The 15,640-nt window shown below is 45.8% G+C and carries 12 protein-coding genes; 1 reads left to right on the top strand and 11 read right to left on the bottom strand.

The genetic code is table 11. The features are described from left to right. Positions 1 to 79 precede the first annotated feature (79 nt). Entirely contained in the window at positions 80 to 505 is a 426-nt protein-coding gene (gene mntR / locus KIK04_RS19780) for a transcriptional regulator MntR (protein ID WP_232278827.1), read from the bottom strand. A 182-nt stretch (positions 506 to 687) separates the two neighbouring features. Here mntR and splB point away from each other — a divergent pair, with 182 nt between their 5' ends. Next, on the top strand, positions 688 to 1,770 hold the full coding sequence (splB, locus tag KIK04_RS19775; RefSeq protein WP_232275299.1) for a spore photoproduct lyase: 1,083 nt from the start codon (positions 688 to 690) through the stop codon (positions 1,768 to 1,770). A gap of 72 nt (positions 1,771 to 1,842) precedes the next feature. On the opposite strand, the gene KIK04_RS19770 is transcribed toward splB, so the two are convergent. The 10 genes from KIK04_RS19770 to nagZ all read right to left on the bottom strand — a co-directional run bounded on the left by KIK04_RS19770 (position 1,843) and on the right by nagZ (position 15,586). After that, the gene (locus tag KIK04_RS19770) at positions 1,843 to 2,559 is read right to left on the bottom strand and encodes a cytochrome c biogenesis CcdA family protein (RefSeq protein WP_232275298.1); all 717 of its coding nucleotides are present in this window, start codon (positions 2,557 to 2,559) and stop codon (positions 1,843 to 1,845) included. A gap of 36 nt (positions 2,560 to 2,595) precedes the next feature. Then, entirely contained in the window at positions 2,596 to 3,402 is an 807-nt protein-coding gene (locus KIK04_RS19765) for a metal ABC transporter permease (RefSeq protein ID WP_232275297.1), read from the bottom strand. Between the two features lie 60 nt (positions 3,403 to 3,462). Next, on the bottom strand, positions 3,463 to 4,212 hold the full coding sequence (locus KIK04_RS19760) for a metal ABC transporter ATP-binding protein (RefSeq protein ID WP_232275296.1): 750 nt from the start codon (positions 4,210 to 4,212) through the stop codon (positions 3,463 to 3,465). A gap of 40 nt (positions 4,213 to 4,252) precedes the next feature. Continuing rightward, the gene (locus KIK04_RS19755; RefSeq protein WP_442951109.1) at positions 4,253 to 5,302 is read right to left on the bottom strand and encodes a metal ABC transporter solute-binding protein, Zn/Mn family; all 1,050 of its coding nucleotides are present in this window, start codon (positions 5,300 to 5,302) and stop codon (positions 4,253 to 4,255) included. Between the two features lie 295 nt (positions 5,303 to 5,597). Continuing rightward, positions 5,598 to 7,625: a methionine--tRNA ligase gene (gene metG, locus KIK04_RS19750; RefSeq protein ID WP_232275295.1), complete on the bottom strand. Its 2,028-nt coding sequence runs from the start codon at positions 7,623 to 7,625 to the stop codon at positions 5,598 to 5,600. A gap of 453 nt (positions 7,626 to 8,078) precedes the next feature. Next, entirely contained in the window at positions 8,079 to 8,309 is a 231-nt protein-coding gene (gene yidD / locus KIK04_RS19745) for a membrane protein insertion efficiency factor YidD (protein WP_232278825.1), read from the bottom strand. A gap of 32 nt (positions 8,310 to 8,341) precedes the next feature. After that, entirely contained in the window at positions 8,342 to 8,806 is a 465-nt protein-coding gene (locus KIK04_RS19740; protein ID WP_232275294.1) for a Fur family transcriptional regulator, read from the bottom strand. A 215-nt stretch (positions 8,807 to 9,021) separates the two neighbouring features. Then, positions 9,022 to 11,271, bottom strand: coding sequence for a stalk domain-containing protein (locus tag KIK04_RS19735; RefSeq protein WP_232275293.1), 2,250 nt, complete (start codon positions 11,269 to 11,271; stop codon positions 9,022 to 9,024). Between the two features lie 225 nt (positions 11,272 to 11,496). Further along, positions 11,497 to 13,614 carry a copper amine oxidase N-terminal domain-containing protein gene (locus tag KIK04_RS19730; protein ID WP_232275292.1) on the bottom strand — a complete coding sequence of 706 codons (2,118 nt, stop codon included), beginning with the start codon at positions 13,612 to 13,614 and terminating at the stop codon, positions 11,497 to 11,499. A 340-nt stretch (positions 13,615 to 13,954) separates the two neighbouring features. Then, positions 13,955 to 15,586: a beta-N-acetylhexosaminidase gene (gene nagZ, locus KIK04_RS19725; protein ID WP_232275291.1), complete on the bottom strand. Its 1,632-nt coding sequence runs from the start codon at positions 15,584 to 15,586 to the stop codon at positions 13,955 to 13,957. Between the last annotated feature and the right edge of the window lie 54 nt (positions 15,587 to 15,640).

The raw sequence follows: 15,640 nt of genomic DNA, 5'->3' as shown, positions 1-15,640 counted from the left end.
ATCATTTAATGCCGTGTAAGCAGTTCCTATATCATTAGACGCAAAAAATAAAACAACTGTTTCGCTGGAAACAGTTGTTTTATGATTCTTTATCTAATTCGCCACGCAAACTGCGTAATTGCTCAATCCGTTCGGGCTCGCGGCGGAAATATTCCACTAACGTTTCGATACACGTAATTGAATCCCAGCTTAGATGATGCTCAATACCTTCAACATCTTTGTAAATATGCTCTTCTTGCACACCAATCATCGTCAAGAAATGTTCTAACAGCTGATGTCGGTCGACCAAGCGTTTCCCAATCTTCTTGCCCTTGCTCGTCAGAACGAGACCACGATATTTTTCATAAATCAAATATTCGTCCTTATCGAGCTTCTGAATCATCTTGGTAACGGAAGATGGATGTACTTCCAGTCCTTCCGCAATATCAGACACGCGTGCGTAGCCTTTCTCGTCGATGAGTTTGTAGATGCGCTCCAAATAATCTTCCATGCTTGGTGTTGGCATCATGTTCCCTCATTTCATTACCACTTTAAACCTATCATGTCATGTAGGCCTTTTATAGTTTACATGGTTTCGAGCATAAGTTCAACCTTAGATGCAAATTGCTGGTTTCCTGTACGATAACTAACAGAAGCAATTGCTCTCACATGGTAAACACTAATCAAGCAAGGAAAGGAGGATTCGACATGTCCACTACGGTGAATCTTGGTACAAATGACACCAACAAGCGAGTACCGCGCAGCACACCACAATTCGTGCCCGAACTCGTATACTTTGAGCCTGCCGCACTTGAATATCCGAAGGGGCAGCACATTCTTAAATGGGTACAAGCCGAAGGAATCGAATACCAGCTGACGACATCACACAATCGAATTATGAACTTTCCCGGGGACACCGAACTGCAACAATATCGAATTGCAAAGCGTACTTTAGTCGTCGGTGTTCGTAAAACGTTGAAATTCGACCAATCCAAGCCGTCTGCTGAATATGCAATTCCGATCGGTACAGGTTGCATTGGGCATTGTCACTATTGTTATTTGCAAACGACACTCGGTGCAAAGCCATACATTCGGGTCTATGTAAATACGGACGAAATTTGGGATGCTGCGAAGCGGTACATCGAAGAAAGAAAACCTGAACTAACCCGCTTTGAAGCTTCTTGCACTTCCGATCCGCTTAGCATCGAACATATCACTGGAAACTTGTCAGACCTCATTAGCAGAATGGCTGGGGAGGAATTTGCACGGCTCCGTTTCGTCACGAAATATCATCATGTGGAGCCTTTGCTTTCCTTAACCCATAATCGACGCACCGATGTGCGATTTAGTGTGAATGCGGACTATGTGATCAAGCATTTTGAGCCTGGCACTTCGCATTTCGAAGAACGAATTGAAGCCGCAGCCAAGATTGCTAAAGCAGGTTACCCGCTCGGCTTTATTATTGCGCCAATTTACTGGTACGATGGTTGGGAAGATGGATATGACACCTTATTAAAAAAATTAGCTGCCGCACTGCCAGAGGAGGCAAAATGGGATGTATCGTTTGAACTGATTCAACACCGGTACACGAAAACAGCAAAATCCGTCATTGAAAAACGATATCCAAAATCGAAACTCGAAATGAATGAAGAAGAACGAAAATATAAATGGGGTCGCTGGGGTCAAGGCAAGTATGTATATCCGGATGAGCAGGCCAATCAATTGAAAACCTTTATTTCAGAACGTATTTATACGTATTTTCCGACAGGGCGTATTTTATATTTCACTTAAAAAAGAAAGACCGCGCACAGTGGACAATACAGACGCTTATGCGTTGTCCGCTTCATGCTCGGTCTTTCAAGCTTATGTAAGATTAATGAGCCATTCTGGCGTCATATTGAGCAACCAATTGTTAAGAATGGTTAGTTTGTCTGTCATCAGCAAAATACCCATAATAATCATGATAACGCCACCAATTTTCATCATCATGTTCGAATATTTTAATAACCACCGTGCAGATCCAATGAAAAACGTTAAAATGAAAAAGGGTATTGCAAAGCCGAGCGAATAGGCCGAAGTAAGTGTCATGCCCATGCTAGGTTGGGAAGCAGATAAAGTAATAATGGCTCCTAAGATCGGTCCAATACAAGGTGTCCAGCCTGCTGAAAATCCAACTCCCAGCAAGAAGGTACCCGCAAAACCACCTTTGCGTCCAACTTCTAATTTACGTTCTTTCATCAAAATGTCCGGTCGGAAAATTCCGATAATGAACAAGCCCATGACAATAATAAATACAGCGGAAATTTGTCGAATCACATCTCGATACTGTGCAAGATAGGAACCTAGCAAAGTAGCGCTTAATCCAAGCGTAAAAAAGACGAAGCTAATGCCTAGCACAAAAAAGAACGTGTGCGCGAGCATTTTCATTCTCACTTCTCGTTTGCCTTGATCCTGCTTAAGCTGGTTGACCGACATACCCGTGATAATGGATAAGTATGTCGGATACAGTGGCAAACAGCAAGGTGAAATAAATGATACGACTCCTGCCCAAAACGCGATCCAAACCGTTATATCCGTCACGTGAATCGCACCTCCCTTATGATGTGTATGCTATCGTTATACTTTTACACCGCGACGAACAGCCAATGTTAATATTAACATACCAATCAATAAGAGAACAATCGTCGCTCCAGGTGCTAAGTTCCATACACCCGCCATCACAAGTCCGATCACAACCGCAAGCTCGGCCACAAGGACAGACAGCACAACGGCTTGTTTAAACCCTCGTGCTATTAACAGACTCGTAGCAACGGGTATCGTCAGCAACGCCGATACGAGCAGCGCACCAACGATTTTAATGGCTGCACTAATGACAAGCGCTGTTAATACGGTCAAAGCTAAGTTGAGCCAGCGCACAGGCAAACCGTTGACAGCCGCAGCATCTTCGTCAAACGTCAGCAGAAACATCTCTTTGAAAAAAACGATCATAAAGCCGATTACGATCAGGGTAACCCCGCCAACGACAATGAGATCCATACTATTCAGCGTATAAATGCTGCCGAATAAATAGTTGTTTACGTTCGCGTTAAAGCTCATGCCTAATGTAAAAAACAACGATGCAAGCGCCACACCGCCCGACATAATGACGGCGATAGACAGCTCCGCATACGTTTTGTACGCTTTGCGCAGCTTCTCAATCGCAACCGCTCCTAGCAAAGCAAACAGCACACCCATTGCTAGCGGATATACGCCAAGCAAAAAGCCGAGCGCAACGCCCGCTATCGTCACGTGCGCCAACGTGTCACCGATCATCGAAAGTCGTCTCAGCACGAGAAACATGCCCATTAACGGACCTGTGACACCGATAAGTAACCCCCCGATGAGCGCCCGTTGAAAAAATTGTGACTGAATAATGTCTAACAACTATAACGTCCCCTTTAATTCATTTCAGGCAGCACGGCTGCAATAGCAACACGGCGCTGCTCATGATTGGAGCACGCCGTGCGTCAAGTCCGCCTGTGCACACTCGATTTCATGCGAGTGCTTCACATAAAAATTCAATTTCCCACAATGTCCAACTGGCTCACTGCCGAGCCATGAATTGACTAAGTCTAAATCGTGCGAAACCATAATAAACGTCATATGATGATGCTCATGCAAATGCTGCAATAGATTGAAGAAATCACGCTGAGTTTCAGCGTCAATGCCAACAGTAGGCTCGTCCAATATGAGCAGCTCCGGCTTGTTAACCATAGCACGTGCTAAGAACACACGCTGCTGCTGGCCACCTGACAACTGACCGATGCGCTTGTCTGCTAAATCTTCGATCCGCATGACACGCATGGCGTCTTGGCATTGCTCCTGCTCTTGACGTGTGATACGGCGGAACAAACGGCCGCGATTGTACATGCCCGATTTAACGACTTCCTGCACCGTAGCAGGAAACAGCGGGTTAAAGCTGTTCTTTTGCGGTACGTAGCCGATTCGGTTCCAATCTTTAAATCGCTGAATCGGGGTGCCGAACAGCTTAATTTGCCCTGCTGTCGGCTTGAGTAGGCCGACCATCAAACGCAATAGCGTCGTCTTGCCAGCGCCATTGGAGCCGATGACACCAACAAAATCCCGTTCATGAATCGTAAAGTTTACGTCTTTGAACACAAACTGATCTTCATAACCGAAGGCTACCTGATCGAGCTCAATCACTTTTCCGTGGCAAGCCTCGTTTATAGTCATATTACATCTCTCGCTTCCTCGTTCCATACTTCTGTCCTTCTTATTGTAGCGCTTGAACGAGATTTTGCAAATTCCGTTCCATTAACTTCAAATAGTTGTCACCAGCTTGCTGCTGCTGTTCCGTTAAGCCTTCCAGTGGGTTCAGCACTAAAATATCAACATTGGCTTCACTTGCCAGCGTCTTCGCTAACTGGTCAGAAACAAGCTCTTCAAAAAAGACGTATTTCAATCCTTTTTCCTGTACGAGCTTGGACAAACGTAATATATCTTGTGCGCGCGGTTCAGCATCAGGCGTAATTCCCATAATGGCATGTTGATTCAAGCCATAGTCATGTGTTAAATAGCCAAACGCATGGTGGGACACGACGATATCACGATGTTTCACATTTTTAAGAGCCGCTTCATATTTGTTGTCCACCGCTTCGATTTTTTTGCGAAGCTGTTCGTAGCGCTGTTCGTACGTCACTTTATTGGCACTGTCCACAGAAATAAGTGCATTCTTCACGTTGTCCGCCATAACGAGTGCCGACTTAGGGCTTACCCATGTATGTGGGTCAAAATCACCGTGCTCATGGCTATGCTCCGTCTCGGCATGGTGCTCATCTTTCGCACTTTCCTCTGCATGTCCAGGTTCATTTTCGTGCGCATGCTCATGCTCGTGACTGTGGGCGTCGCCCTCGGCCGTAATAAGCGTAATACCTTTGCTAACTTCTTCTAGCTTCACTTTAGAGTTAGGGTCCAAGCCTTTTTTAAAATCGGGCAGCCAACCTTCGAAGCCCGCTCCATTTACGAGCAGCAGTTGAGCATTGGACGCGTTGTGGAGATCGATACTTTTAGGCGTCCAATCATGTGGCTCTACGCCAGCAGGGATCAGATTGATCGCATTAACCTGCTCGCCACCGATCTCATTTACCATAAAATAAATCGGATAAAAGCTAGTCACTACATTCACTTTACCTTCTACTAATGAAGGCTGTGTACGGTCGCTACAGCCAGCTGCAACAAGTAATAAGCTACTTAGGACAGCTACAAAGCCAAGCCTCCATATATTTGTCCGCATAAAGCGACTGTTGTTCGCTGTGTTGTTCATCTTCTTCGTTAGATTCAACTTGTTCGTACCTCTCTTCTGTCTCGATTCATATTTGTGTGTATACTATATCTTGTTCGTAAATATTACTATCGTAACGATTACTATTAAGATTATAGGCACGCCTTAATGACTTGTCAATGTTAAATATAGTGTGCAATTTCGATGATTCATAAAAAAACACCTGTAGACAGACGATTTTCCGTCCACCTACAGGTGTGTAACCTACTACAAACTTTGTACCATTCAATTGTATTTGTACAAGTACGAGTACGGCGCAATGTAGCGGTCAACTTATTTATTTTACAACTGCCCCGTTCGGCATGCTGTCCGGAACAGTAGCAACCGTAAGCTGCCCATCTTGGGATGCAGCCAAAATCATGCCTTGCGACATAACACCGCGCAGCTTAACTGGCTTCAAGTTCGTCACACAAATCACTTTGCGGCCGATAAGTTCCTCCGGCGTGTAATATTGTGCGATGCCGGAAACCACTTGGCGCTGCTCATAGCCAAGATCCAACTCTAGGCGCAATAGCTTATCCGCCTTAGGCACTGGTTCAGCGTGCTTAACTTGCGCCACACGCAGCTCCACTTTAGCGAAATCGTCAATCGCGATTTCAGGCTTGCTATCAGCAGGCGCACTCGCTGCTTCTGCCGTCGTGCCCGCCGTAGGCGACGCAGCAGCCGCTTTCGCCCCACTAGTCGCGCTAGAATCTGCCTTGTCAGCTGTAGCAGATGCTCCGCCATTCATCGCTTCCGCGATTGCTGCTACTTCAATTTCCACATCAAGACGCGGGAAAATAGGCGCTGATTTAACAACCTTCGTACCTTCCGGCAAGATGCCGAACGTACGCACACTCTCCCATGCCGTCACGTCGCCAGCTGAAATGCCGAGCTGAGCCCACACTTCACCTGGTGTGCGTGTCATAAATGGCTGCAACAAGATTGAAGCAATACGCAAGCTTTCCGCTAAATGTGTCATCGCAGATGCAAGCTCATCACGTTTTGACTCATCTTTTGCCAATGCCCATGGCTGAGTTTCGTCAATATATTTGTTCGTACGGCTAATAAATTGCCAAATCGCTGTCAGCGCAACCGAGAACTCCATCTTCTCCATCGCTTCCTCAGCTTTTTCAACCGTTTGCGCAGCAAAGCTTTGCAGCTCGCCGTCAAATGCCGTCACCTGACCCTTGTAGGTAGGGATGACGCCATCGAAATACTTTTCAATCATCGCGACCGTACGGTTCAACAAATTGCCCAAATCGTTAGCCAAATCGAAGTTAATACGCTCTACGAAGCTCTCTGGTGTAAACGTGCCATCAGAACCGAACGGCACTTCACGCAGCAAGTAGTAACGGAGCGCATCCAAGCCGTAACGATCGATCAGCGTAACCGGATCGACAACGTTGCCTTTTGATTTCGACATTTTGCCATCCTTCATCAGCAACCAGCCGTGACCGAACACTTTTTTCGGCAGCGGAAGATCGAGTGCCATCAGCATAATCGGCCAGTAAATCGTGTGGAAACGAATAATTTCCTTACCGACCAAGTGAACATCAGCTGGCCAAAAACGCTCATACAGCTCCGGATTGTCCGTACCGTAACCAAGAGCAGTGATGTAGTTGGACAATGCGTCAATCCACACATACACGACGTGCTTCGGATCGCCTTTTACTTTGACGCCCCAGCTAAATGATGTACGTGAGACTGCCAAATCTTCAAGCCCTGGCTTAATGAAATTGTTAATCATCTCATTTTTGCGTGACTCTGGCTGAATAAATTCTGGATTCGCTTCATAGTAAGCAAGCAATCTATCCGCGTATTTGCTCATCCGGAAGAAGTAGCTCTCTTCCTTCACCAATTCCACAGAACGTCCGCAGTCTGGGCAGTTGCCGTTTTCGAGCTGACGCTCTGTAAAGAACGATTCACAAGGCGTACAGTACCAGCCTTCGTACGCTCCTTTGTAAATATCACCTTGCTGCACAAGGCGATCGAAAATGTCTTCGACCACTTTTTTGTGGCGCTCTTCCGTCGTGCGAATGAAATCGTCATACGAAATGTCCATCTTGCTCCACAATTCTTTAATTCCTGTTACGATATCATCGACGAATTGCTGTGGCGTTTTGCCCGCTTCTTCCGCTTTGCGCTCAATTTTTTGCCCATGCTCGTCTGTACCTGTCAAAAATCGTACATCGTAACCACGCAAGCGCTTATAGCGTGACATCGCATCTGCCGCTACAGTCGTATAAGCGTGCCCGATATGCAGCTTATCACTCGGATAATAAATCGGTGTCGTAATATAAAACGTCTTGTTTGCCTTCGTCATGAAAGCTCGCCTCCTTATCAATACAACCATTTAAACATCAAAAAAAGCCCTCATCCACTATGGGACGAGAGCTTAGCTCACGTGGTACCACCCAAATTCCTGTTCCTATCATCGATGCTCAGACGCTACCCTCATAGGACAGCCCGTAGGAATCGATCATAAACAACAGCTTCATTGTGCTCTTGCAACAAGAGCGCATTCGTTAACGAGAATGAATCGCTGCCGCTTACGTACATGAGATGCCTAACAAATATAAGGCCCTCTGTGCACGCTCACGTCCAGTTCCTCCAGGACCATATTCGGATGTCGCTCCATACCGGTTTCCAGCTCCCCCGGCTCTCTGTAATGGCTCAAAACGATCCTACTCATCCGTTCTTCGGAAAAAGGATATATAAGTTTGCAGATATGCTCAATATAGCTTACGTATCATCCGATGTCAAGTTAACCGCACCGTTACTTCTTACGCGGATTCCGCGGAGGAACTTTGTCAATTCCTCCACGATGGAAGGGATGACACTTCGCAATTCGTTTCACCGTTAACCACGAGCCTTTCAACGGACCGTGTATTTCTAATGCCTCTAGAGCATAGGCAGAGCACGTCGGATAGAAGCGACAAGTCGGCGGTTTTAAGGGTGAAATAAATCTACGATAAAATCGCACCGGTCCTTGAAACACTCTCGTCAAACCTCTCGTGCGCCCACCTTCTAATTGCTTGCTCAAATCTGCTCACCGACGGTGCTTGCACCGTTCATACTTAAATCGTTCTCTATCACTTGGCAAGCTTGGCAATAACCAAACACCTCAAACTTATGCTTGACGACACGAAAGTTATCGGGAACATCCGTTAGCGGCATGGGGCAAAAATGTATCGGATACGTCTTCTCACAATGCAAACAAATCATATGATGATGATGACGATTCTCTGAACAATGAGCACGGAATTTCATGCCATCTTCAAAAACAATTTGTTCCAACACCCCCAACTCATGCATCACACGCAAGTTGCGGTAAACGGTATCAAAACTTAAGCCTGCATAACGTTTTCCCATATATTCCGTTACATCTTTAGGCGATAGAAACCCTTCCGTCTCGGCAAATAGCTTCGCGAGCGTACGCCTCTGCTCGGTAATGCGCAGCCCTTGATCCGCCATTTTATCGAGAATTTGTTCCGTAGTCAGCAACTACTATCCCCCCTAAATTTCCTACTATAATAATGCTTGATTTGACGCTGCAAAGTCAAACCGTTTTATGAATAAAATGAAATAAGATATACAATTAAAAAGCCACCCTTCATCCCTATAGGAATGAGTAGAAGCATGTCGCTTCTTACCAAGAGAGAAAGGTGACTGTTGTTATTTAATGTTACTCGCTATTTCATGTTACCTCATTGAACGCATTAGGAGCGCGGTTTAGGTAGCGGCGTGAACACAAGGTTTACAGGCATATTGTTACCTGCCGCTGGAGTGAACCAAAGCTCGACCCGCTCTTCATGATTACCTGTGCGGTACACAACGCTCGCCTCATTCGGACCATTCAAAATACCGTGGTTCGGCGTATGAATGACCTGACCGTTTACGAGCATCGCACCCGAATACGATCCGCCACGTGAATTGAAGGAGATCAATGTATTCGGAGCAACACGCTCCAACATCACACGATATAAGACGCCATAGTTGCCCGCATTCACTTGATCAACGTAATCGATCATATCTGATCCTTTAATATAAGGGTCGTTAACTTTGTCAGCAAACAACAATCTGCTAGGCTTGTCTCCAACGACCTCTTTTACGGCAAAATTGCGATCCGCATTTTCGAACGTACCACGAATGTGAACACCGTCCGATTTGAGCTTCTTCAGCTTCGGTAGTTCTTTCACCACATTTTTGCTCTCATCTAACGCCACAACAGAGTATTCCACGGTAGTGTCAGAATAGAAATCTGCATAAAGCGTATAAATTTCTTGTGGCTTCAACGCACGCTGGCTAACGTCTGGAACTAGCATTCGTGTTTCGTTAGGCTGCAATGTCGTCTCAGACACATTAGCATTTGCGGCAAACGACTCAAAGTAACGCACGGCTGCCATTTTACCCGTTTGCTGCGGATAAGTACTTGGTCCGGCCCAACCAGAACGTTCCACTTGCACAGTAGCAGGACGATCCGAAATGTTTTTTACCATAATGTAAAGCTTTATGTTCGTATTCTTGGCATTTTTATGATGCATCAAAATACGAGCACCGCCAGCAACGTTATCCGTATACAAAATGCCGTCTTCGACGATAGACTCTGGGCTGTTCGCACGATATAACGCGCGCGCTGTCTCGCTAACCTCTGGCTTAACTACGGCTAAGTCTTTAATGGAGGCACGGAATGCATATTTTTCCCCGATCGATGTATGAACGTGGCTGAACTCATCGACCGTATACAAAGTTTCTTCGGAAATGATGATCGTATGCTCTACTTCGTGTGTCGCACCAAACCCATCTGTTACTTTTAACGTAATGGTCTGTGGACCTGGTGTAAAGAACGCCGGCTCGTTGTTCGCCCACTCTCGCTTGGCGATGTCGTTCTCTGGATCTCTACTTATATCTTCATAGCGAATAATTTCGCCCATTTTATAAGTCGTCTTATCGGTACGGAACTCAGCAATTGGCGCCTGATTTGGCGGCAGCACGTTGATCGTTACCGAATGGGTATTACTCCATTCACCTTGATCATCCAACACCCGCAGCGATACAACATAGGTGCCTGGATCTTCATAGTAATCTTGCAGACCCTCCCATTGCTCTTCGATAATTTGGCGTCCGCGTGGTGAATACGATTCATTGTTCACAGTGACTCTTGTCTGACCCGCGTAAATTTGCTTTTCAACGACGTTGAACTTCGCCACAGGCGGAGCATCTAAGCGTACAATGATTCGTTTGTTGACATTATCCCATTGATACGGCATATTAAAAGACTTCATCGCCGATGTTATCGGTACCATAAACGTGCCGTTTTGAATGTATGAACTACCGCTCATCCGTGTTGATTTACCGTCCACACGATAGTAGCTTGTATTCGCTTTGTAACGCAGCTCACTGCCACCATTTGAAATAATCGTTTCTTTCGTTTTATTATCAAAATTAACACTCAGGCCAAAACGCTCAACTAGGGAGCGCAGCGCAATATAAGAAACTCCCTTTTTCACCGTAATCGGCTGTGGAGATTTATAGGCAACACCGTTGTGAAACATTAAATTGCTATTGGCGATGAGTACGAGAACATCGTTGCCATGAGTGGCATAGTCAAAATTTTTCATTTTTTCTTCCATTGAACGTCTAAACTGCTCATCCTTTGACAGGAGTGTACCTGTACCAGAACCTACGTTCATATTTAACATATCATCACGTTCGGAGACGTTCCCCAGCTCGTTTTCCAAAGTTTGATTTTCCGAAGTCTGATCGCGTTGTTGTTCATTTTGTGCATTTGATTCGTTTGATTCGTTCACAGTATGCCCCGTTTGATCGTTCTGCTCCTGCTTATCCTTCTGCTCCAAAGCAGGTTGTTCAATCGGTGATAGATTCATTTCTGCATAAGCAGACGGCAAAAAAGCGGTAAACTGTACAGCAGCTAAACAGCCAATCAACATTCTTTTCCAATATTTCATGATGTCGTCTTTCTCCTCATTCCTCTAAGTTGCTCTATTTCGCTAGGACAAGTATGTTCCATTGGCGTGTGTGCTTGTAAAACCATTCATTATCATTTTTGGTTAAGCTATAGTAATAGACGTTACTAGTATAAAAAAGTTGCTATACAAAAGTAAATAGCCACCTCTATCACCCCAAATTTTACTTAGGAGCGTACTATAATAGAAGGTGGCTATAACCGTCCGCTATGAGCGCGGCTTAGGAACTGGCGTAAATATAAGATTAACTGGCAAGTTACTGCCTGATGCTGGCACGAACCATATTTCTAGACGTTCTTCGTTATTACCCGTGCGATATACGACACTTGCATCATCCGTACTTTTCAGCAAACCATTATTTGGCGTGTGCACCGTTATTCCGTTCACAAGCAATGCGCCCGCATAGGTTCCGCTTCGTGAGTTAAAGGAAATTAACGTGTTTGGGGCAACTCTATCTAATGTCACACGATAAAGTACGCCTTTGTTGCCTTTATTAACGTTGAAAATAGTATCGATCATATCGTTGCCTGTTACATTCGGATCTTGCTCTCCATCAGCAAACAGCAGTCGACTATGCTTCTCACCGAGAAGTTCCTTCACGTTAAAATTGCGATCAGCATCGATAAACGTGCCGCGAATATGAACTCCGTCAGAGTGCAGTATTTTAATATTTGGCAACTCTTTAATGATATCTTTTTTCTCATCAAGTGCGATAATGCTATATTCAACCGTTGTATCGGCATAAAAGTCAGCATAAAGGGTATACACTTCGCTCTTCTTCATCGCACGGTCAGACATTTCTTTCAGGAACACACGCGACTCACCTGGCTGCAATACAACACTTTGCTCGTTAGCTTGCTGCGAGTGCGAATCAAAGTAGCGCACTAGAGCCATTTTACCTGTCTGTTGTGGTGCGTTGCTCGGACCTGCCCAGCCTGCTCGCTCTACTTTGACACTAGCAGGCGTATCGGATACGTTTTTGAGCGTCACATAAACTTTCAGGTTCTTATCGGACTCATTTTGATGATGCATTAAAATACGAGCGCCACCGGTCACTTTATCCGCGTACAGAACGCCTTCCTCTTTGACCGATTCTGGACTGTTCGAACGTAAGAGTACCCGAGGTGCAGATGTCGATTCCGGCTTCAGCAGTTCCATCGCCAATATGGAGCCTGTAACGGGATATACTTCCCCGACTTCCGTATGCGCAATATTAAACTCATTGGCTGTATACTTCGTCTCTTCGGTAATCGTAATGGTCTGCTCAACTTCGTGGCTTGCCCCAAAACCGTCCGTCACTTTTAACTTAATCGTCTTCGGTCCCGCTGTAAAAAATGCTGGCTGTTTATTCGTCCATTCTTCTGATTTCAAATCATTTTCAGGGTCGCTACTGTAGTTCTGATAACGAATGAGCTCACCCATTTTGTACGTATCTTTATCCGTATTAAACTGTGCGGTAGGCGCCTCATTTGGCGGCAGTACCGTAATCGTCTCGGAATGCGCCTGACTCCATTCACCCTGTACATCCATAACTTTCAGTGAGATCGTATACGATCCTGGTTGCTCATAGTATTCTTGCAAGCCAACCCATTCTTCTTCTACGATCTGATGTCCCCGTAAGGAATAGGAATCGTTCGTGATGGAAACTCTCGTCTGGCCTGCATAAATTTTTTGCTCGTTGACGCTAAATTTTGCAACCGGAGGCGAGTCCAAGCGAACAATCGTGCGCTTATTCGCAGGGTCTAATGTATACGGAATTTGTAGCGCGGTAAGTGCCGGCAAGATCGGAACCATGAATGTGCCCTTTTTGACAATAGGTTTGCCGCTCATCTTCACGGCTTTACCGTTCAAACGGTAATAGCTGCTTCCAGTTTTGTATCGAACTTCAGTCTGACCATTGGAAACAATCGTTTCCTTCGTCTTGGGGTCTTTCGATAGTTTAAACCCTATACGGTCAACTAGCGAGCGCAGTGCAATGTACGTGACGCCTTTTTCGACTGTCATTGGCTGCGTGGCCTGGTATTCAAAGCCGTTATGGAACATCAACGGGCTATTTGCAATGAGCACGAGTACATCTTTTCCATGCACGGAATAGTCAAATAGCATCATTTGTTCCCTGAGCAAGTCTGCTGGTGATTTCTTTACTGCGACCTTCTTGTCAGCGGCCTTTTGCGCAAGTGATTGCTCCGTGTCTGTTGTCAAACTTTCAGCTTGCGTTTGTTCTGTTGGGGGTTGATTGGTTTGTTCGGCTGCTGCAACAGGAATGATAACTGCAAATTGTACGGTAGCCAAACAGATGACTAGCATTCGTTTCCAAGCTTTCATGTTGTGCCCTACTCCTCATCCATCGATGTTATTTTTTTCATTGGTACTTTTTTCTACAATGAACACTTTAATAGACGCCGATCCTAGCAAAAAGTTTCTAAATTTTGCGAATATTTTTACCTAATAAAGTGAACAGATGTGACTTTTTTCATATACAAAATAAGACAACACAACGAACCTAGTGAATTACAATGAAATTATTACCTTTCGTATTTAACCAAAATCGTACAGCTTCAACCATTTTACAGGCCATTGATTTACATCAAAAAGGACCTGCATCACACTGATAGGTGCAGGTCCTTTACTCGATGTCCGTTCAATTGCGTTAAACCGTGCGAAATTACGATTTCACAAGCGTTCCATGATCAAAAGCATACTGCTCCGAAATCGTTACAGGTAGCTTCCCTATCGCAGGTGCTACGCCGACGAGCACGTCAGCTAACGCTTTCATCGTCGCCGGACGATTTTCATAAGCGCACACGTACGTCTTCACATTAGGGAATTGATTGAGATCGTACGGATTGCGTGTCGAAGCAACGACGACGCGTTTACTAGCATCCGCCGCCAACTGTTCAACTATGCTAACTTGACCTTCATGCAGCAGGGAAACCGCGTTGTACGTGACGATCACGACTTGACGGAACGATGCCGCATACTCTACCACTTTCGCCACTTCATCTGCCTTCGGATACGTACCAATTCGTAATTCCTCAACTTGGCCAAGATGTGGCGCCAGCGCAGTTGCAAGTGTATAAGCCTGCACAATCGGCTCATCCACTTCAGTACGCTCACGAACTTCGGGCCATATGACTAACGTTGGTTCGTTGTGCGCAAGCGGAAGCTGCGCTTCGTCCTTGACCAGCGTAATACTTTTGGCATAAATGTCGTCAACGACTGCTTTAGAGCTTGGTGTGCCGAATTGGCTTGCAAAGTCTGCTTCCACTTCCTCGATCTGTTCCATACGGCGCTTCGCTTTGAGAGCCAATAAACGATCAACAGATGCGTCAACTTGCGCTTCGCTGATGCGGCCGCTGCGTACAGCTGCGACGAGCGCTTCAATCGCGGCAACTTGCTCTGCAAACGTATGGCTGACCAATACGAGATCAGCGCCAGCTTCCACCGATTTAACAGCACCTTCAGCAATGCCGCACTCTTTAGAAATGGCATGCATTTCTAAGCAGTCCGTTACAATAACACCATCGAAGCCAAGACGGTCGCGCAGTAGATCGGTCAACACGCGACGAGACAACGTAGCCGGAATTTGCTCCGGCTCAAACGCAGGGAACATGACATGCGCCGTCATGATGCTATCTACGCCAGCTTCGATAGCCGAAATAAATGGCGCCAGCTCAAGCGACATCAGACGTGCTTCATCGTGTGGCACGGCTGCAAGCCCATGGTGAGAGTCTACAGCTGTATCCCCATGGCCTGGGAAATGTTTCGCAGTTGCTGCTACATTGCTCACTTGCAAACCGTTAATTTGCGCCACACCCATCTTAGACACAAGCTCAGCATTTTCCCCATAGGAACGTACGCCAATGACTGGATTTAACGGATTGTTGTTCACGTCCACACTCGGTGCAAAGTTCATATTGATACCCATGCGCAACAGCTCTTCGCCACAAATGCGCGCCGCTTCATAAGCAAGCTGCTCATTTCTTGTTGCGCCTATGGCCATATTACCTGGAATGAGCGTAATATCATCCCAATCGATGCGGGCAACCATGCCCCCCTCTTGGTCAATACAAATAAAGAGTGGAACTTCGGTCTGCTTACGGGAAATGGTTTGCAGTTCGCGTGAAAGCTGCGCTACCTGCTCCTTACTTTCCACGTTGCGACGGAAGTAAATAATGCCGCCAACATGATACTTTTCCAATAGCGTCGTAATGTCTGTCGATACTGTCGGTGTTTTAAAGCCCACCATTACCATTTGTCCGATTTTTTGCTCCAAGCTCATTTGCAGTCTGTCCATGTCTCCATCCCATCCTCGCTTATGGCATCGTCTTGCTGTCTAATTCCCCTGTTG

The organism is Paenibacillus sp. 481, assembly GCF_021223605.1.
Lineage (GTDB): Bacteria > Bacillota > Bacilli > Paenibacillales > Paenibacillaceae > Paenibacillus_B.
The sequence above is the reverse complement of the archived record's forward strand: the minus strand, read 5'-3'. Positions and strand labels throughout refer to the sequence as shown.